The organism is Halomonas saccharevitans (genome assembly GCF_900116405.1).
Lineage (GTDB): Bacteria > Pseudomonadota > Gammaproteobacteria > Pseudomonadales > Halomonadaceae > Halomonas > Halomonas saccharevitans.
Window position 1 is genome coordinate 37,331 of sequence record NZ_FPAQ01000017.1, and the last position, 16,004, is coordinate 53,334.

Here is a 16,004-nt window from a genome sequence, read left to right on the forward strand (position 1 = left end):
GGCGTACCCTATACACGTTTGTTATCCTTCCCATCCCATCACCTCAACCAAAGGAAGCGTGATGAGCAGCAAGATCAACGTGTCAGCCCCCCTGGTCATCCTGCATGGCGACGAGATGGCCCAGGTCGCCTTCGAGCGCATCCTCGAAACCTTCGTGACCTCGCGGCTGGACGTCGACCTCGTGGAGATCGACCTGACCGCGGAGAACCGCCTGGTCACCAACGGTCAGGCGGTGATCGATGCCATCGAGGCCCTCAAGCAGTACGGCGTGGGCGTGAAGAACGCGGGCATGACCGTGAACCGCACCCAGCTCGGCGAGCTGCTGGCCGCCCACCCCGAGCTCGATGGCACCACCCTGCATCCGCTGGCCACCAAGTCGCCCAACGGCGCCATCCGCAAGGGCATCGGCGGCAACATCACCCGCGAGGACATCCAGTTCCGCAACCTCGAGTTCAACACGCCCGAGTGGATCGGCCGCGATATCGACGTGGAGACCATGGACGGCGGCGGCATCAAGGACAGCTTCAACGAGCTCTCCAGCGCCACCGGCATCGTCAAGCTGCTGTTCGTGGGTGAAAGCGGCGACCCGGTGGAGCTGCACCGCCGCGAGGTGAAGAAGGGCGACCCCTGGCTGCTCGCCACCAACGACATCGACCAGGTCAAGGCCTGGGCCCACCGCTTCTTCCAGCGCGCCATCGACGAGCAGCGCGACATCTACCTGGGCCTGAAGGACACCGTGATCGCCGGCTACGACGGCGTGATGCGGGCCGCCATCGAGGATATCTACCGCGAGCACTACCAGGCGCAGGTCGAGGCGCTGGGGCTCGCCTATCACTACGAGCTGATCGACGCCCAGGCCGCGCGCCTGGTCGCCAACCCGCCAGAGCGGGCGCTGTGGGGCGTGCCGGACAACAACACCGGCCGCAAGCTCTACAAGCTGGTCGAGCAGCTCAAGGTCCACGGCATTCCCAAGCGCAAGGCCCACGTCTCGCTGTCGCGTATGAGCGCCGGCGGCGGCGATCAGTACGGCAGCTACAATGCGCCCTCCCTTGAGGACGGCATCCTCAAGGTGGTGGTCGATGGCGAGGAGAAGCACGCTTGCCGCGTCAAACGCGGCGATCCGATCCTGCTGATGTCCAACGACCACGAAGCCATCAGGGACTGGGTCTTCCAGGTGTTCCGCGACGCCTCGCGCAAGGACAAGGAGGTCTACTTCGGCCTCAAGCGCGAGTATATGGAGTACGACGACGTCTTCAGCACCGCGATCACCGACGTGCGCCGCGAGCTGGCGAAGGCCGATACGCCGCCCCCGTCGTTCATGATCATGCGGCCCTCGCGGCAGCTCATCAAGATGATCACCGATCCGCCCCGCAACGCCCTCTACCCGGCGCAGAACCTCGACGGCGACATCTTCTCGGACATCTCCGCGGCGCTCGGCGGCAGCCTGGCCACCGCCAGCTCGATCATCGAGAGCAAGAACGGCACCATGCTCTTCGAGGCGCCCCACGGCACCGCCCACGACCTCTACCTGAAGTACCAGGAGAGCGACGGCCGCGAGGCACACTTCAACTCCTCCGCGCTGATCTTCGCCGTGGCCAATGCCCTGGAGACCCTGGGCGAGCGTGAAGCCAACGCGGCCCTGGTCGACTACGCCACCGGCCTCAAGGCCGCGCTGATCGACACCGTCGCCGACGGCATCATCACCGGCGACCTCAAGGGCAAGACCACCGATCCCGCCGCCGAGACCGTCGTGGACATGCAGGGCTTCCTGAATGCCGTGGCGGAGCGGCTTCCCGCCTGACGCGCTCCTCCGGACGCCCCTCGCGACCTCGCCCCCGGGCGGGGTCGCATCGTTTCTGCCTAAGGTTTTCTCCCTAAGGCTTGCTGCCTAGCGCCTCTTGCCTTCGCCTGACTCGCTGTAGCGCGTCGCATGAATTGGGACGGTGCGCCATCTGGATTGGGACACGCCGTACCGCTAGTTTAACCCTCCCGTGAACCCCGCTTAAACGACACTCCCTCGAGCACCTGGCGCTTCAGATTTTCGGCCCCTGCATGGTCGGCGTGAGCCACCCACGAATTGACCCGCTGGCGGACGTGCTCGAGGTCGATCAGGCCGCGGGCATACTGCCACTGCATGGCCCGTAGGCTGCGCTTGATCCGCCGCACCGAGTCCTTGCGCAGCAGCCGCTTGTGCGGCCAGATCCGATAGCCCAGGAAGTTCACGCCCCGGCTGGCCGGCAGCACACTGGCCTTGCTGAAGCGCATCCCCATGCTGGCCAGCTTGTCCTCGAAGGCGTCGCGCAGGGCCAACGCCTCCTCCTTGCTACGCACCAGGACCACCATGTCGTCCATGTACCGGGCATAGCGCCGCAGTCCCATCTCGCGCTTGGCCCACTGGTCGATGCGGTTGCCCACCAGGTTGGCGATCCACTGGCTGGTCAGGTTGCCCACCGGGATGCCCACCGGCGCCGGATCCGCCGGGTCGGCGGTGCTGTCGATGACGGTGTCGATGATGCGCAGCGTCTCCGGGCAGCGGATCTTGTCGCGCACCACGGCCTTGGCCAGGTCATGACGGATCGAGAAGAAATACTTGCTGACGTCCATCTTGAGCACCCAGGTCTCGCCGGTGGCCACCATGCCGCGCAGCCACTGCTCGACGCGATCGGCGCCCACGTGGGTGCCCTTGCCTTCCCGGCAGGCGTAGCTGTCATGGATCATCCCGCGATCCCAGATCGGGCCACAGACCCGGCAGACGGCATGCTGAGCCACCCGGTCGCGATAGGGCGCGGCGAGGATCTCGCGGCGCTTGGGCTCGTAGACGATGAACGACCGGTAACGGCCCGGCTGATAGGTGCCCCACAGCAGCTCCATCTGCAGCGCGCCCAGCTCCTCCCACAGGTTGGCCTCGAAGGTGGCCACCTCGGCGCGCTCGCGCTTCCCGCGCCGCGCCAGACGGTGGGCGGCCACCAGGTTGTCCCAGTCGATGATGCGCTCAATCAGGCGCTTGCTCTTGCTTCCCACAGTGACTCCATTTCCTTGTCTGAAAACGCGACCGGGCGGGGCTTTCGCTCTCGCTACTCGCGCCGCCCGGGCTATCGTGTTCGGCCCGCCGTGCGGGACCGGGATGGATCGGCTGACCCCCTATATGGGTCTTAGGTGACGGCGACTCCGTCGCCGCCCTCTCTAGAAACGGTGGTCACAGGCGCCGCGAAAACCGTTGTTGCCATTCGCGTTCCACGGATTCGCATTGGAGTTCAGACAGCGCGCGCCACAGCGCACGCCGTTGTCGAAGTTGCCGCCGCCAATGAAGCAGCGCCAAGCGGCGTCGAAACCCGACCCACCCCTTGCTCGTCATGCCCCGAGGCGCTGGCGCCAGGCGCCGATCATGGCGCCGATCTCCGACAGCTGGCTCGAGGCATCGCCCACGCGCTTGAGGCCTAGCAGCTTGCGGTCGGCCCCATGCCGCAACAGGGCATGAATAAAGCGGACCTGCTCGTCCGCTCGGTACACCTTGCTTTTCTGGTTGCTCATGGCGGCTTCGATCAGGCGCCGCACCAGCTCCCACAGCGCCTCCTCGAGGCGCGCGCCATAGCGATAGCGCTGATGGCGCGGGATCTTGTCGAGGTGCGGCCCCAGATCACTGATCAGCCGCTCGGCCTTGTTGACGATCACCAGGCCCCGCTGCCGCGGGGCCCCATCAGGGTTCATGCTCACAGGGCGTCACAGGCGCCGCGAAAACCGTTGCTGCCAGACGCGCTCCACGGATGCGCATGGGAGTACAGACAGCGCGCGCCACAGCGCACGCCGTTGCCGAAGTTGCCGCCGCCAACGAAGCAGCGCCAAGCGGCGTGATACACCTGGCCGCGCGGGATCGACGAGTCCTTACCGACGTTGACCACCGAGGTCGTCCAGTTGTAAGTGCCGCCCAGGTCGTGGTGGTTATCCAGCCAGTCCCACAGGTTGCCGGCCGCGTCGACCACGTTGAACATCGAGACCGCCTTGGCCACCGCGCCGGTGGTGGTGGGGCCGCTGTTGCCGGTGGCGGACCAGGCCAGGTCGTTATTGCCGTCGTTGCCCTGGGGCGCGCCCTCGGCGTAGGTCAGGAACTCCTCGACCGTCGGCAGGCGCTTGCCGGCGTTGCGCACCAGCAGGTGGAAGTCGCTGCGCGAGTAGATGTCGTCCTTGATCGGCTGGACGCCGAAGCGGCTCACCGGGATATTCTCCGGCCAGGTGCCGCTGCCCTCGCTGTTCAGGTAGATGTCCACCCACAGCCTACCGGGTACCACCTCGACCATGCCGGTGGGGTCGCAGGTCGGGCGATGGCTCAGATCCCACACGCTGTTCGGCACGATCTGTGTGGCCGGCGTGATGGCGGTGTCGTAGCGCTGGGCGATCGTGCGCACGCGGCCATAGTGGAAGCCGCCGATCTTGCGGCTGGTCTCGCTGGTGTAGCCGCCCGGCACGGTGATGTTGGTGCTGGCCACCAGCCCGGCGCGACCGTCGGCGCCCTGGACGGCGTACAGGTAGACGTCGTCGCCCAGGGTCAGGCTATCCAGCGAGCCATCCTGGTTGGCCACGGCGGTCGGATCCCAGTCCACCAGCGGCGGCAGCACGTAGCCCTTGCCGTTGCCGCCGATGTTCAGGACCCCTTCGGGGACGTCGAGGCGCATCGCCCCGGACGCCACGATCGACCCCATCATCTCGAAGTGCCCGGCCCCCATGGCCGGGATCGCATAGGTCTTCTGGACCATCAGACACTCTCCAGATCAGTGATTGCTTGCTCGACCTCGGCGACCGAATACCCCAGGCGGAAGATCTCCGCGTCGGGGCTCTCGGTGCGCTGGAACTGCACCCGCTCGACGGTGCCGGCGTCCTCGTCCTCGATCTCCAGCACGCGATAGTCGGGCATGGGGCCGTCCGGCGACTCGCCGTCGGCCAGCACCCGGTCGCGCATATAGACGAAGCGCCCGGACAGCAGCCCCTGCCAGTGCTGCTTCAGACGGGTCACCCCCTGGGGGCGCACCTCGCCCTGCAGGGCGAGCCCTTGAAGCAGGTCGTAGTCGGCCCGCGTGCGCAGGCCATAGCGCGGTACTCCTTGCATTTACGCTTCCTCCACAGTGATGACGGCCACCCCGTCCACGCGGCTGACCGCGCGGCGATCGGCGATGGCGTTGATGGCCGCGGCCAGCTGCGCCTCATCGTTGATGTCCGGGGTCAGACCGGCATCGGCCAGCACGGCCACCAGCTCGCGCTGCAGCATGTTGAAATAGGCCGCCAGCATCGGCGTCGCGCGCACGTTGCTGGCCGGCTCGCCTTGCCGCCACTCGCCCTCGGACGTCGTGCGCTCGGTGAATGCCCCTACCTTCTCCATCGTTACTCCTCCAGGTACCCCACATTGAGAATCAGCCAGCTGGGCGCCGCCTCGTGCAGCGCGCACTCGACCAGCTCGTCGCCCCAGCTGCGCAGCGGGTCGCCGATCTCCGAGGCGCCCACGACCGCCTCGCGGACCACGCCGTTCGGCACCAGGACGTCCCAGGCCCACAGCCAGGTCTCGCCATTCATCGGGTCGCCGATCTCCGCGCCACGCGGCCCGACGCCCCCGCCCAGCTCCACCGTCGCCTCCTGGTGCTCGACGATGATGGCTCCCTCGTAGCCCAGCCCCTCGGCCAGGTCGATATAGTCCTGCTGGCGCATGCCGCCGCGACCGACGATGCGGCCGATCAACGCCACGCGACGGTCGGTCAGGCTCTGTCCGGCCGGCGCGCAGGCGCTGGGCAGGCCGTAGCTGGCCTCCCACTCCGGGAACAGCACGTCGGCCTGGCGCGGATCCACCTCGGTCAGCAGCTCGAGCACCCGCGCATCGACCCGCGCATACTCCTGGGCCGAGCCGTCCAGCAGGCGTTGCACGTTGCTCTCCGGCTCGGTCGGCCAGACCATCCCCGGAGGCAGCAGCTGGAACAGCAGCCGCCGGTAGTCGTCCGCCGTCAGCTCTGCACCCATGTCACGCCTCCCCAGATCGGCAGCTCACCGGCCGCGTGGGTCACGTCCGCCGTTGGCGCCTGCAGATCGTAGTCCTCCACCCCGGGCGCCAGGCTGATCGCCGCGCGAATGCGGCTGATCAGCAGGGTGCCGCCGGGCTCGCCCTCGCGCTCCACCAGGTCGGCCAGCGCCTGGGCCGCCGCGTTGCGCACCTCCTGGGTGTCCGGGGTCACGATCAGCTGCGGCTGGAACGCCTTGGTGTTGGGCGCCGAGACGTAGACCTGCGCCTGCACGTTCTTGCGGGCCTCGATATAGGCCTTCACCGCGTCCAGCAGCTGCTGCGAGGGCAGCGGGCCATCGCTGGCGTCATCGGCCATGACGCGCACCACCACCGAGCCCGGCCCCATGCCCAGCGGATCCTCCCAGGCGCGGGTCACGCCCGGCACCTCGAGCGCCCAGCCTTCCCAGTCGCCCTCGGCGCCGCCGCGCGGCACCCGCGCCCGGCGCAGCAGGATGCGATCCCGCCAGCTGCCTGCGGCCTCGAGGTCGGCGCCGCCCTGCAGGCCATCGGCGCCGACCACCGCGCCACCGCTCACCCCCGGGATGGGCGACACCAGGCGCAGCGCCGCGCCCGCGGCCTGATCCCCGGCCGAGCCGGCCTCCAGGGCCACCACATCGGCGCTGGCCGTGCCCCCGGCGATCACCGCCTCCTCGGTCGTCTCGTACTCCTGGTCGTCCAGCTGCAGGCGCGTGCCAGCGACGATCACCGCGTCGTCGCTACCCTCGAAGCTCACCGCGCCACCCGCCTTGGCCGGCTGGCGACGCGGCACCCCGGCGCTATGCAGGTGCAGCAGGTCGTCGTCGCAGGTCTCCGGGAACAGCTGACGCTCCAGCCACTGCAGGTACCCGTAAAGGCCGTGGGTGACGCCCGCCTGGCTGGTCGCCAGGGCCTGGGTCAGCCGCGTGGCCAGCGCCGCCTCAGCGCCCGGCAGCCGCGACAGCCGCGACAGCCGCGACAGCAGGTCCTGGTCGACCCGCGCCATCAGCTCCGCAAGTGAAGGCCGTTGAAACCCCATCTAACCCTCCGTTATGCAGCGTTTCGCCACACGTAATCGTATTGCCCCTCGAGCAGCTCGCGGCCGCCGCGACGGATCACCACCCGCAGCCCCAGGGTGTCGAAGCGCACGTGGCGCGCCTCCACCTCCACGCTCTCGGCGATGCCGTCCTCGATCAGCCAGGCCAGCGCCTCCTCGGCGTACTCCCTGGCCCGGCGCCGCACGTCCTCCTCGGCCTTCTCGCGGTGCAGCAGCCACAGCCGGGAACCGTGGCGCCGGTCGCGGTAGGCGTCGGCCCAGTAGCCGCGGCGATCGCTCGAGCCATCCGGCAGGCGGTCCTCGAGCAGCGCCCGCCGATCGGTGAACAGCGACAGCAGCACCGCCGTCTCCAGCCCCTCGTCGGCCAGCAGGTCGCCGCCCTCGAGGCGCAGGTCGAAGCGCTTGGCGCCCGGGTCATAGCGCAATGCAATGTCCATCAGCCCATCTCCTGGTTCGGGGTGCTGGTCGTGCCGCCGCTGTCGCCGCCGTGGTCATGGCCGTTGTAGGTGTTGCGCATGCCCTGCATGGTGCCCACGCCGTCGCGCACCTGGCCGGCCGCCTCGATGTCGCCGGTGGCGATCACCTTGGGCGTGTTCAGCGTCACGCTGGTGCTGCTGTTGAACACCGCTTCCGGCGCCGTCACGTCCAGCTTGCTGCCGGCCTTCACGCCGATGATGCGGCCGCGCTTGAAGCGGATCTCGTCACCCTCGTCGGTGTACAGGCACACCTCGCCGGCCTTGAGCCCCTTGGGGCGATAGCGCCGGTCGTCCACCGACAGCGCCACCAGGTGGGCCCGCGCCCCGCCCACGGCCGCCACGATGGCCTCGGCCCCCGGGTGCGGGTGGCTGGTGTAGCCGTACTCCTGGAAGCGCTCGGCCCAGGCGGGCTCGCCGCCCAGCAGCGACACCTGCACCCCTTGCAGCTTCAGGCTGTCGTCCACCAGCTTGAGCACCCCGCGGCTGACCAGCAGGCGCAGGCGGCGCCAGACCGGCCCCATCATGCGCTGCCAGGTGCGTCGTTGATCGCTCATCACCACCCCCAGCCGGCCGGCGTCGTGCCGCCGGACGATGACGGCTCGGGCTCCGGTACCGGCACCGGCTCGAACGCGGCCGGCGGCGCCACGCGCAGCTCGGCGCTGCGGCCCTGTTCGCTCTCGATCAGCTGCACGTCGCTGATCAGCAGCCGCTCGTCCAGCCCCAGGTAGGCGTCGCGCACCGGCACCAGGTCGCCCGGGCGCCACACCCCTTGCTCGTGCCGCCAGGTGCCCACCGTGTAGGTCACCCCGCGCCCCTTGGCCCAGCGCATACGCGCCTCGAGCTCGGCGCGCTCGCGGCAGTCGGCCGGGTTGGCCGGCGTGTCGCTGACGATCAGCGTGGTGCGCGGCGAGCGAATCCGCGGATCGGTCGCCCGGGCGCTGGGGCCGGCGGCGTCCTCGCCGTTCCACTCGTCGGTGCCCGGCGTCTGCCCCTCGACGATGTAGGTATTGAAGCGGTCGCGGTCGCTGAACGACCCCGAGCCCTTGCGAATGTTGCCGCCCAGCTCCAGCGGCGTGCGGATCTCGCGCTGCACCGCATGCACGATCACCAACCGCCCCTCGGCGTCGCTGACGATCCGCGCCCCGCGGATCTGCGCCGCCCGCTCCAACGCCTCGGCGATGGTCTGGCCGTCCTCCAGGGCGAACTCGCGGAAGGGCCGCGACGCCCCCACGACGTCCACCACCTCGATGCCATACGGCGCCGCCAGGGTGCGGGCGATCTGCACCAGGGTCTGGCCGTCGAAGCGCTGGTCGCGGCCGCTGCAGTCGATCAGGTCGGCCGCCTTGCTCCGCCCGCTGGCGGTGATGGTGTGGCTGGTGGCGTCGTAGTCCGGCAGCACCTCGTCCAGGTAGCCGGTCACCACCGTCTCGCCGCCCACGCTCACCGTGCACGCCTCGCCAGGCGTCACCGGGCGCACCTGGCCGCTATCGGCCCAGCGCTCGGTCAGGGTCAGGTCGAAGCTGTCGGCGATCTGGTCCAGCGACAGGCGGATGCGCACCTCCTGCCAGCCCTGGTGGCGGCGGCTGCCGAGCTGCAGCACTACCGGGCTGCGTCCAGTTGGGTCGCGCTCACTCACTCAGCACCTCCAGCGTCATGCCCCCGCGCAGCGCGCCGGGATGGCGTGCCCGGTTGCGCGCCGCCACCTCGTCGGCGCGGGTGGCGTCGCCGTACAGGCGGTGCGCCACCACCAGCGCCGGCATCGTCGCCTGCGGGGTGTAGGTGGTCAGCCCGGGCAGGGCCACCGCCCGGGCGCGAAGATCCTCGGAGACCTTGGCGCGCAGCGTCACCAGGGTGGCGTACACCGCATCGGTGATCGGCGCCTGGGTGGCCATCTGCGCGTCGATCAGCGCCAGAGCATCCTCCCCGGCGGCCAGCGCCTCCTCGCGGCTGGTCCAGGCGGTCTCGCCCACCAGCCGGCTGGCGGCCAGCGTCGCCGCCCGGCCGTTCAGCTGGCGGGCGGCCATGGTGTTCTGGGCCCGCTGGCGGCGGGCCGGGGTATCAGCCACCGGCGGCGTCACGCTGTCGCTGCCGGTGCCGGTCTCGCGCAGCAGGCGCGCCGCCCGGGTCGGCGTGCCCGGCGTCAGCAGCACCCGGCCGGCGCCGGCATCGCCCGCGCCCACGCCCGCCCCGCCGTACAGGTCGAGCGCCTGGGCCGGCTTCAGCACCGCCTGGCGCAGCCGGTCGTAGCCGCCCAGCACGGTGGCGGCGATGGCGGCCGGGGCGCGCAGCTGGTCGGCCACCTGCTCGGCCACGCCACCCACCACGTCCTCGAGGCCGCGCACCACCTGGTCCAGGTCGCGCTGCACCGCCACCAGCGACCAGCCCAGCAGCCCCTCGACGCTCCAGCGCTCGGCGAAGTCGTCGGCAAGGGCCGTCTCGAAGGCGTCCGAGGCCTGGCGCACCTCGCGCTGGGTGTCGATCGAGGTGGCCGGGTAGGCCTCCTGGCCGGCCTCGGAGAACGTCACCTGGAAGGTACACACGCCGCCTTCGCGGGTGCTCTCCCGCCAGCTCACGTCGCTGGCCACCGCCGTCACGCTACCCAGGTAGGGGTGCACCAGGGTGGCCGCCCCCGGCGCGTCCAGCGCCTCGATCAGGGCGTCGCGCTGGCGGTCGTAGTCGTCGCCGGCCACGAACATCTGCAGGCGCCACTCGCGGGCCTTGCGGCCCATGTCCTCGGCGTGGGGGCGGTCGCGGCGCGGGTACTCGTGGATCAGCCAGCGCCGCCCGCCGGTGGTGTCCGAACGCTCCACGTGGAAGCGCACGCCGCGAAATTCCCCCGCCAGCTCGGGGTCGATACGGTCACGCCAGCTCATGTGCTACGCTCCCTTGGCAACGCATGGAAATGAAGGAAGGGACTGACCCATGAAGACGACAGAAAAGGTTTCCCTCATCGCTGCCGCCTCCGGCGTCGCCGCCGGCATTGGCACCTGGTGGCTGCTTCCCGAGGCCCACTGGGGCGTCTACGTTCTGGCGGGCCTGCTGGTGATGGGAGGCGCGTACACCGGCATCATCCAGCAGATCGCCACCGACCGAATCGCCGACCGCGACGTGAGCAACCGATAGCCTCACGGCATCACCCCCAGGGCCCCGGAGGTCACGTCGAAGTCCAGCGCGCCATCCCGGCGCGCTTCGGCTACCCGGGGCCGGCCCTCCGAATCCACCACGATGCGCAGCTCGCCGCCCACCTCGGTGCGCCCCGGGCCCGGCATCGCCCCCGAGCGCCCCTCGGCCACCGGCGCCCCGCCGGCCTGCGGCGCGCCCATCTCGCCTAGCCCCAGGCGCTCCTGAGCCCAGTCCGGCAACCAGCCGGTCAGCTCCTCGATCTTCTGCGACAGCCAGCCGGTCAGCGCCGTCCAGCGTTCGGTGATGCCGTCCCACAGCCCGCCGATCCACTCGCGCCCCACCTCGGTCAGCGGCCGCGCGCCGAACAGCTCGAACACCGCGTCGATGCCCTGCAGCAGCAGCCCGGCCGGGCTGAAGGCCAGCAGGTCCTGGACGATGCCGCCGATGCCCTGGTCGAACCACTCCGTCACGCCCTCCCACAGCTCGCCGAACCAGGCCGAAATGCCATCCCAGTTGCGATAAATCAGGTAGGCAGCCCCTGCCACGGCGGCAATGCCGGTGATGATCCAGCCGATCGGCGTGGTCAGCATGGCCACCGACATGGCGCGGATGCCGGCGATCACGGCAGGGACCGCCCTGGCCGCTAGCCCAAGCATGGCTCGCGTCGCAGCGACCAGGCCTCCAGCCAGCGCTGGAAGAATCCTCACCAGGCTGACGGCAATTGCCGCGCCCATGTTGTAGATCGCGATGATCGTTCTGCCGATGGCCACCAGCAGACGGGCACTCATGATGGCCGCCAGAATGGCGATCAGATTGCCGAACCCCCCGACGCGATCCGCCGCCCAGGACACTGCGGCACCGACCATCTGCACCCCGCGCCACACGTCGCGAACGCCCTCGACGATGTCGGTGGCCACCGCCTCGCGGTTGGCCTGGCCCAGCAGCCCCATGCGCTCGATCCAGTCATTGATCGCCGGCAGCAGCTCGCCCACCACGGTGCGCTGGATGCCGAACAGCGTCTGGCGCAGGGCGCCCATCTGGCGGGTGTAGCTGCGCGACTCCTCGACGTCCTCGGGGCTGAAGATCTCGCCGCGCTCGTGGGCGGCGCGCATGATGGCCTCGACCTCCTCGCGGGTGGCGCCTAGCATGGCCACCATCTGCTCGGCCCCCTGGCCGCCGAAGATCTCGTCCATCACCCGCTGGCGGGCGGCGTCGTTCTCCAGCTGCCCCAGGCGCGAGCGCACCAGGTCGAACATGGCGGCGGTGTCGCCGCCGGTCCTGCGCAGGTCGTCGACATTGATGCCCAGCCGTCCGAACGCTTCGGCGGCGGGGCCGCCGGCCGTCACCACGAACTCGTCGGCGCGCATCGACAGCTCCTTCAGGCCGTCGACCAGGGCGTCGTTGCCCACGCCGAACCGCCGACCCACCGCCATCCACTCCTGCAGCCAGGTGGTGCCCACGCTCAGGCGCTCGGCGCTCTCCTGCACCGAATTGCCCACGTCGGTCACCCCCGAGACCAGGCGCTCCACGCCCCACACGGCCCCGGCGGCCAGCCCGCCCATCACCGCCAGGCGCTGGCCCAGCCCGCGGGCACGCTCCAGGGTCTGGCCCATGGTCTCGCCCACGCGCCTCGCCGAGCCGGCCAGGCGGTCCAGCCCGGCGCGACGGCCCAGCCCCGACAGCGACTGCTGGATGCGGCGGACCGGGCGCGTCACCCGGTCCACCAGCTGCATCACGATGCTGGTCGTCATGTTAGCCATCGCGCTTCATCTCCTCGGCGAGGATCTCGGCCTGGCCGTACCACCAGACCAGGTCGTCGACGTCCATCTCCAGCAGCTCCACCGGGTTGAAGCCGGTGAAGGCCACCGCCACGGTGCGGGTCAGCGCCGCCCAGTCCCGCGGCGCTTGGGCAAAAAAGGCTCGATGGCCACCAGGCACAGGTCCATGTCGCGAGCGCCCAGCTCGTCCATGGCATGCGCCGGCACCCCGGCCACGGCGGCCACCAGGGCCAGGCCCTTGCCGATCTCGCCGCTGGCCTGGTCCATCTTCTTCAGGTGCTTGCCCTTGACCCGCTTGGGCAGGGTCAGCGTCTCCAGGGTGCGCGGGCCGTCATCCAGCTTGCTGTGCGTGTAGGCCAGCGGCTCCTCGAGGGTGACGACCAGGGTGTCGCCCTGGTCGTCGATGCGGGCGCGCTCGTCGTCGGTCAGCTCGATGCCGTCGATCTGGTCGTGAAGGGTGTCGTCCATCGCTTAGATCCTCTTGCAGGTGCGGGCGGCCATGTTCAGGCGGAAGGTGCCCTCGCCGCTGTTCAGCTCGGTGGTCTCGGTGACGAAGGCGCCGGTCAGCATGTAGTCCTGGCCGTTGTCGCACTCGAACAGCACCGTGGCGCCGCGGATCTTGCCGACCTCGATCAGGTCCAGCTCCTCGGTGTGCAGCACGGTCAGCTGCAGGGTCGGGGCCACCGGCTCCTCGTTGTAGTAGACGCGATGCCCGGCCATCTTGGTGTTGCGGTTCACGCCGCCGGGGTTGAGCGTGGCGCCGCGCTCGCTGGGAAACTCCTGGCCGTCCACGCGCACGGTGGCGACTCCGGTTACTCGTCCGCTCATGGGGGCTTGCCCTCCTGTTAACGGGTGGTTGAGCGGCGCTTATCCGCGCCGCATCGGGTTACCGGCGGAACTGGGTCTGCTGGGCATGCACGCGGTACTGGCCGATCAGCATCGGCTGGTCGATCACGTTCAGGCGCGCCGGGTCGTTGGGGTCGATGTTCGCCTGCAGGCTCTCGGCATAGCCGGCGTAGTCGCGCACCCAGCCATAGGCGCCCATCAGCGTCAGCTCGTAGAGGTTGAGCAGCTCGGTCTTCGCCACCTTCGGCGTCATGATCGGCTGGCTCGGGTCGTAGAAGGCCCGGTCCTCGTCGGCCGCCAGCTTGTGGCGCGGGTACTTCTGGGCGAACAGCGAGATCTGCTCGAAGCGGATCCGCTCGAGGGTCTCGGGCACGTTGATGTCGAGATACGAGTCGTCGGCGATGCCGGCGTCGTTCTCCTGGTAGGTGGTGATCTGGCGCTCGATCTGCACGCTGCCGTCGCTCGCCACGGTATAAGTGGCAATGCCGTCATACAGCAGCAGGTTGCGCTCGGGATCGCTCCAGCGGTCGTCCTCGGCGGGCGGAATCAGCCCGGGCAGGGTCAGGCGCTGCAGCGGGCGAGCCGGGTCGATGGCCAGCGCCCCGGCCGCGACGATGGCGTCGGTGGCCGCCCAGATCCAGGTGGCGCTGGGCGCCAGGCCGGTGCCCATCACGCTCAGGTGCGGGGAGTTGCGCCCGCTGCCCAGGGTGCCGGTCTCGCTGTGGGTGCCGCGGAAGGCGGCGAAGGCGCGCCCGCCGATCTGGCGCATCGGCCCGTAGCGGTCGGCCAGCTCGCCCTCGATGGCCTCCAGGCTGGTGGTGTCGGTATAGGGCAGCGCGATCCAGTTCCACCACTCGCCGCCCATGGCCGCGATCACCGGGTCCAGCGAGGGGTTCACGGCGCCGCCAGTGGGCTGGGTGTAGGTCAGGGCCAGCGCCCGTGGCCGGGTCTCGCCCTTCACGCTGTCGCGCAGGTCGATGTCGTTGCCGGTCTCGCCGCCCCAGCGGCAGGTCAGGTCGACCTGGCTCGGCGTGGTGCCGTTCACCGCCGCGGTCACCGGCATGCGGTCGTCGGCGTTCACGGCATCGACGATCGCCTGGGCCACCACCTGCGGGTCGTCGCCGCCGGCCATCTCCACCCACACGCGCCGACCGGCCACGTACAGGGCCAGCGGCCGGGTCTCGGCGGGACCGTCGGTCACCTCGATGGTGCCCTTGGCCTTGGTCGCGGTACCGTCGTCATCCAGGGCGATGGCCCAGGTCTCGGTATAGAGGTCGACGTCCTTGATGGCGCGCATCATCTCGGCCAGCATCGAGCCACGGCCGAACAGCTCGTCGGCCTGCTCCTTGCCGGTCACGCGCACCAGGCTGCCGGCGCCCTGGCTGCCGGCGGCCAGCTTCTGGCCGACCACCAGCAGCTTGCCCATGAACACGCTGTTGCCGGCCAGGCGGTTGTCGAACTCGATGTACCACCCCGGCAGCCGCAGGGCGGCGGGGATCTGGTTGAATACGGTGGAACTGATCGCCATCAGTCAGTCTCCTGTTGGTCACGGGCCGGCGCCTTCGCCGGGGCCTTGGGTTGCTTGGGCGGCTGGGCCTCCACCACCGAGCCCTCGGCGTGGCGGCGCACCCAGTAGCCGGTCCACGCCACCCAGGCGCCCTCGGCGGGCAGCGGGCGGCCGTTGTGCGGTTGCCGCACCACCAGGCCCTTGCGGGCCGGTTTCATGAAGCGCTGTTTCACGGTGACTCCTCCGTGGGCAGTTCCAGGTGACTCTCGGTGTCGGGGCCATCCCCGACGTGATGCGTGCCGTGGTAGGTGGCGAAGTCGGCCAGCTCGGCGGCATCGCGCGGGGCCGGCAGCCCCATCTCCAGGTCGAAGCTCATCTCGTACACCGCCACCCCCTTGCGCTGGGCGCTGGCCGGGGTCAGCACCCGCAGCCCCTGAAACATCAGCGTGCCCAGCTTCGCCGCCGGCTTGCCGCCCAGGGTGGGGATGACCCGCTCGACGATCTCGTAGGCACCGATCTGGCGGCTGCTGCCGCGCTGCCGGGCCCGGCCGCCACTGGCCTGGGCGGTCACGGCGTAGACCATGAAGCGCCCGTTGAGCCGGCCACCCTGAGCGCCCTTGCCGGGGCCGCCACCGTCGAAGTAGACCCACACCCCCGGCATGCTGCGAAAGGCCAGGGCCAGGGCGTCCTGGTCCCAGGGCCCGGGCAGGGTCTCGACGGTGCGCACCGTCTGCCCCAGCACCCCCTGGATGGCGGCGACGATGGCGTCCTCGGCCTCGGCGATCATCAGTAGCCCCTCAGCGCGTCGTCATCGAACACCCGGCGCCCACCCCCGGTGGTGGCCGGGGCGGCGTTGGCCGGCGGCGGCGAGGCCAGGGGCAGGTTGATCTCGCCCCGGGCCACGGCCTTCAGCCGGGCGATGGCGTCCTCGTAGCGCTGCCGCCCCTGTTCGGTGGCCACCGGCTGCTGCAGCCGATAGCGGGCGATGTCGGTGCACAGCAGCGACAGCAGCCGCGGCGTGTCGGTCACCGGCAGCCGGTAGCGCGCCGCCAGGAAGCCGTCGATCTCGACGCTGGCGTCCTCCAGGGCGCGCTCGGCCACCGCGGTGTCGATCGCCCCGGCGTGCTCGAGGTCGGTCAGCTCGACGATCTCGTCCTCGCCGAAGCGCTCGACCAGGTCGGCCACACTGGCGTACATGGCG

The 16,004-nt window shown here is 70.2% G+C and carries 20 protein-coding genes; 2 read left to right on the forward strand and 18 right to left on the reverse strand.

The genetic code is table 11. The features are described 5' to 3' along the window. Positions 1 to 61 precede the first annotated feature (61 nt). Positions 62 to 1,801, forward strand: a complete 1,740-nt coding sequence (locus BM388_RS09325; protein WP_089849412.1) for an isocitrate/isopropylmalate family dehydrogenase — start codon at positions 62 to 64, stop codon at positions 1,799 to 1,801. A 179-nt stretch (positions 1,802 to 1,980) separates the two neighbouring features. Here the strand turns inward: BM388_RS09325 and BM388_RS09330 are convergent, their stop codons facing one another. The 11 genes from BM388_RS09330 to BM388_RS09380 all read right to left on the reverse strand — a co-directional run bounded on the left by BM388_RS09330 (position 1,981) and on the right by BM388_RS09380 (position 10,422). Continuing rightward, positions 1,981 to 3,021, reverse strand: coding sequence for an RNA-directed DNA polymerase (locus tag BM388_RS09330; RefSeq protein ID WP_089849414.1), 1,041 nt, complete (start codon positions 3,019 to 3,021; stop codon positions 1,981 to 1,983). Positions 3,022 to 3,351: 330 nt separating this feature from the next. Next, the gene (gene avd / locus BM388_RS09335; RefSeq protein ID WP_245781513.1) at positions 3,352 to 3,708 is read right to left on the reverse strand and encodes a diversity-generating retroelement protein Avd; all 357 of its coding nucleotides are present in this window, start codon (positions 3,706 to 3,708) and stop codon (positions 3,352 to 3,354) included. A gap of 2 nt (positions 3,709 to 3,710) precedes the next feature. Next, positions 3,711 to 4,751 carry a phage major tropism determinant gene (locus BM388_RS09340; RefSeq protein ID WP_089849418.1) on the reverse strand — a complete coding sequence of 347 codons (1,041 nt, stop codon included), beginning with the start codon at positions 4,749 to 4,751 and terminating at the stop codon, positions 3,711 to 3,713. After that, positions 4,751 to 5,101 (reverse strand): hypothetical protein, encoded by a 351-nt coding sequence (locus BM388_RS09345; RefSeq protein ID WP_089849420.1) that lies wholly within the window; start codon positions 5,099 to 5,101, stop codon positions 4,751 to 4,753. Before BM388_RS09345 ends, BM388_RS09340 begins: the two co-directional genes overlap by 1 nt. Then, complete coding sequence (locus BM388_RS09350) at positions 5,102 to 5,371, reverse strand: hypothetical protein (protein WP_175535066.1); 270 nt, start codon at positions 5,369 to 5,371, stop codon at positions 5,102 to 5,104. A 2-nt stretch (positions 5,372 to 5,373) separates the two neighbouring features. Continuing rightward, a complete protein-coding gene (locus BM388_RS09355; protein ID WP_089849422.1) occupies positions 5,374 to 6,000 on the reverse strand; it encodes a YmfQ family protein in 627 nt (208 codons plus the stop codon). After that, a complete protein-coding gene (locus BM388_RS09360; protein WP_089849425.1) occupies positions 5,985 to 7,055 on the reverse strand; it encodes a baseplate J/gp47 family protein in 1,071 nt (356 codons plus the stop codon). The genes BM388_RS09355 and BM388_RS09360 overlap by 16 nt, the downstream gene beginning before the upstream one ends. Positions 7,056 to 7,066: 11 nt before the next feature. Next, positions 7,067 to 7,510: a phage GP46 family protein gene (locus BM388_RS09365; RefSeq protein WP_089849427.1), complete on the reverse strand. Its 444-nt coding sequence runs from the start codon at positions 7,508 to 7,510 to the stop codon at positions 7,067 to 7,069. Beyond that, positions 7,510 to 8,103, reverse strand: a complete 594-nt coding sequence (locus BM388_RS09370; RefSeq protein ID WP_089849429.1) for a phage baseplate assembly protein V — start codon at positions 8,101 to 8,103, stop codon at positions 7,510 to 7,512. The genes BM388_RS09365 and BM388_RS09370 overlap by 1 nt, the downstream gene beginning before the upstream one ends. Next, positions 8,103 to 9,185 (reverse strand): phage baseplate assembly protein, encoded by a 1,083-nt coding sequence (locus tag BM388_RS09375; RefSeq protein WP_089849431.1) that lies wholly within the window; start codon positions 9,183 to 9,185, stop codon positions 8,103 to 8,105. Before BM388_RS09375 ends, BM388_RS09370 begins: the two co-directional genes overlap by 1 nt. Further along, on the reverse strand, positions 9,178 to 10,422 hold the full coding sequence (locus tag BM388_RS09380) for a DNA circularization protein (RefSeq protein ID WP_089849433.1): 1,245 nt from the start codon (positions 10,420 to 10,422) through the stop codon (positions 9,178 to 9,180). Before BM388_RS09380 ends, BM388_RS09375 begins: the two co-directional genes overlap by 8 nt. A gap of 49 nt (positions 10,423 to 10,471) precedes the next feature. Here BM388_RS09380 and BM388_RS09385 point away from each other — a divergent pair, with 49 nt between their 5' ends. Then, positions 10,472 to 10,672: a hypothetical protein gene (locus BM388_RS09385; RefSeq protein WP_089849435.1), complete on the forward strand. Its 201-nt coding sequence runs from the start codon at positions 10,472 to 10,474 to the stop codon at positions 10,670 to 10,672. A 2-nt stretch (positions 10,673 to 10,674) separates the two neighbouring features. On the opposite strand, the gene BM388_RS09390 is transcribed toward BM388_RS09385, so the two are convergent. The 7 genes from BM388_RS09390 to BM388_RS09420 all read right to left on the reverse strand — a co-directional run bounded on the left by BM388_RS09390 (position 10,675) and on the right by BM388_RS09420 (position 16,000). Then, entirely contained in the window at positions 10,675 to 12,432 is a 1,758-nt protein-coding gene (locus BM388_RS09390; protein WP_139233917.1) for a phage tail tape measure protein, read from the reverse strand. Between the two features lie 120 nt (positions 12,433 to 12,552). Then, positions 12,553 to 12,918, reverse strand: coding sequence for a phage tail assembly protein (locus tag BM388_RS09395; RefSeq protein WP_089849440.1), 366 nt, complete (start codon positions 12,916 to 12,918; stop codon positions 12,553 to 12,555). 3 nt (positions 12,919 to 12,921) lie between these two features. Continuing rightward, on the reverse strand, positions 12,922 to 13,278 hold the full coding sequence (locus BM388_RS09400) for a phage tail tube protein (RefSeq protein ID WP_089849442.1): 357 nt from the start codon (positions 13,276 to 13,278) through the stop codon (positions 12,922 to 12,924). Positions 13,279 to 13,336: 58 nt separating this feature from the next. Then, entirely contained in the window at positions 13,337 to 14,824 is a 1,488-nt protein-coding gene (locus BM388_RS09405; protein WP_089849444.1) for a phage tail sheath subtilisin-like domain-containing protein, read from the reverse strand. Further along, the gene (locus BM388_RS09410; protein ID WP_089849446.1) at positions 14,824 to 15,036 is read right to left on the reverse strand and encodes a DUF2635 domain-containing protein; all 213 of its coding nucleotides are present in this window, start codon (positions 15,034 to 15,036) and stop codon (positions 14,824 to 14,826) included. Before BM388_RS09410 ends, BM388_RS09405 begins: the two co-directional genes overlap by 1 nt. Beyond that, complete coding sequence (locus tag BM388_RS09415) at positions 15,033 to 15,590, reverse strand: phage protein Gp37 (RefSeq protein WP_089849448.1); 558 nt, start codon at positions 15,588 to 15,590, stop codon at positions 15,033 to 15,035. Before BM388_RS09415 ends, BM388_RS09410 begins: the two co-directional genes overlap by 4 nt. Continuing rightward, positions 15,590 to 16,000 carry a gp436 family protein gene (locus BM388_RS09420; protein WP_089849450.1) on the reverse strand — a complete coding sequence of 137 codons (411 nt, stop codon included), beginning with the start codon at positions 15,998 to 16,000 and terminating at the stop codon, positions 15,590 to 15,592. Before BM388_RS09420 ends, BM388_RS09415 begins: the two co-directional genes overlap by 1 nt. Between the last annotated feature and the right edge of the window lie 4 nt (positions 16,001 to 16,004).

What these genes read in the sequence shown, in the direction of transcription:
- BM388_RS09325 (WP_089849412.1), top strand. Translation starts at nt 62, where the DNA reads ATGAGCAGCAAGATCAACGTGTCAGCCCCCCTGGTCATCCTGCATGGC.
- avd (WP_245781513.1), bottom strand. Translation starts at nt 3,708, where the DNA reads ATGAACCCTGATGGGGCCCCGCGGCAGCGGGGCCTGGTGATCGTCAAC.
- BM388_RS09340 (WP_089849418.1), bottom strand. Translation starts at nt 4,751, where the DNA reads ATGGTCCAGAAGACCTATGCGATCCCGGCCATGGGGGCCGGGCACTTC.
- BM388_RS09345 (WP_089849420.1), bottom strand. Translation starts at nt 5,101, where the DNA reads ATGCAAGGAGTACCGCGCTATGGCCTGCGCACGCGGGCCGACTACGAC.
- BM388_RS09350 (WP_175535066.1), bottom strand. Translation starts at nt 5,371, where the DNA reads ATGGAGAAGGTAGGGGCATTCACCGAGCGCACGACGTCCGAGGGCGAG.
- BM388_RS09355 (WP_089849422.1), bottom strand. Translation starts at nt 6,000, where the DNA reads ATGGGTGCAGAGCTGACGGCGGACGACTACCGGCGGCTGCTGTTCCAG.
- BM388_RS09360 (WP_089849425.1), bottom strand. Translation starts at nt 7,055, where the DNA reads ATGGGGTTTCAACGGCCTTCACTTGCGGAGCTGATGGCGCGGGTCGAC.
- BM388_RS09365 (WP_089849427.1), bottom strand. Translation starts at nt 7,510, where the DNA reads ATGGACATTGCATTGCGCTATGACCCGGGCGCCAAGCGCTTCGACCTG.
- BM388_RS09370 (WP_089849429.1), bottom strand. Translation starts at nt 8,103, where the DNA reads ATGAGCGATCAACGACGCACCTGGCAGCGCATGATGGGGCCGGTCTGG.
- BM388_RS09380 (WP_089849433.1), bottom strand. Translation starts at nt 10,422, where the DNA reads ATGAGCTGGCGTGACCGTATCGACCCCGAGCTGGCGGGGGAATTTCGC.
- BM388_RS09385 (WP_089849435.1), top strand. Translation starts at nt 10,472, where the DNA reads ATGAAGACGACAGAAAAGGTTTCCCTCATCGCTGCCGCCTCCGGCGTC.
- BM388_RS09390 (WP_139233917.1), bottom strand. Translation starts at nt 12,432, where the DNA reads ATGGCTAACATGACGACCAGCATCGTGATGCAGCTGGTGGACCGGGTG.
- BM388_RS09395 (WP_089849440.1), bottom strand. Translation starts at nt 12,918, where the DNA reads ATGGACGACACCCTTCACGACCAGATCGACGGCATCGAGCTGACCGAC.
- BM388_RS09400 (WP_089849442.1), bottom strand. Translation starts at nt 13,278, where the DNA reads ATGAGCGGACGAGTAACCGGAGTCGCCACCGTGCGCGTGGACGGCCAG.
- BM388_RS09405 (WP_089849444.1), bottom strand. Translation starts at nt 14,824, where the DNA reads ATGGCGATCAGTTCCACCGTATTCAACCAGATCCCCGCCGCCCTGCGG.
- BM388_RS09415 (WP_089849448.1), bottom strand. Translation starts at nt 15,590, where the DNA reads ATGATCGCCGAGGCCGAGGACGCCATCGTCGCCGCCATCCAGGGGGTG.
- BM388_RS09420 (WP_089849450.1), bottom strand. Translation starts at nt 16,000, where the DNA reads ATGTACGCCAGTGTGGCCGACCTGGTCGAGCGCTTCGGCGAGGACGAG.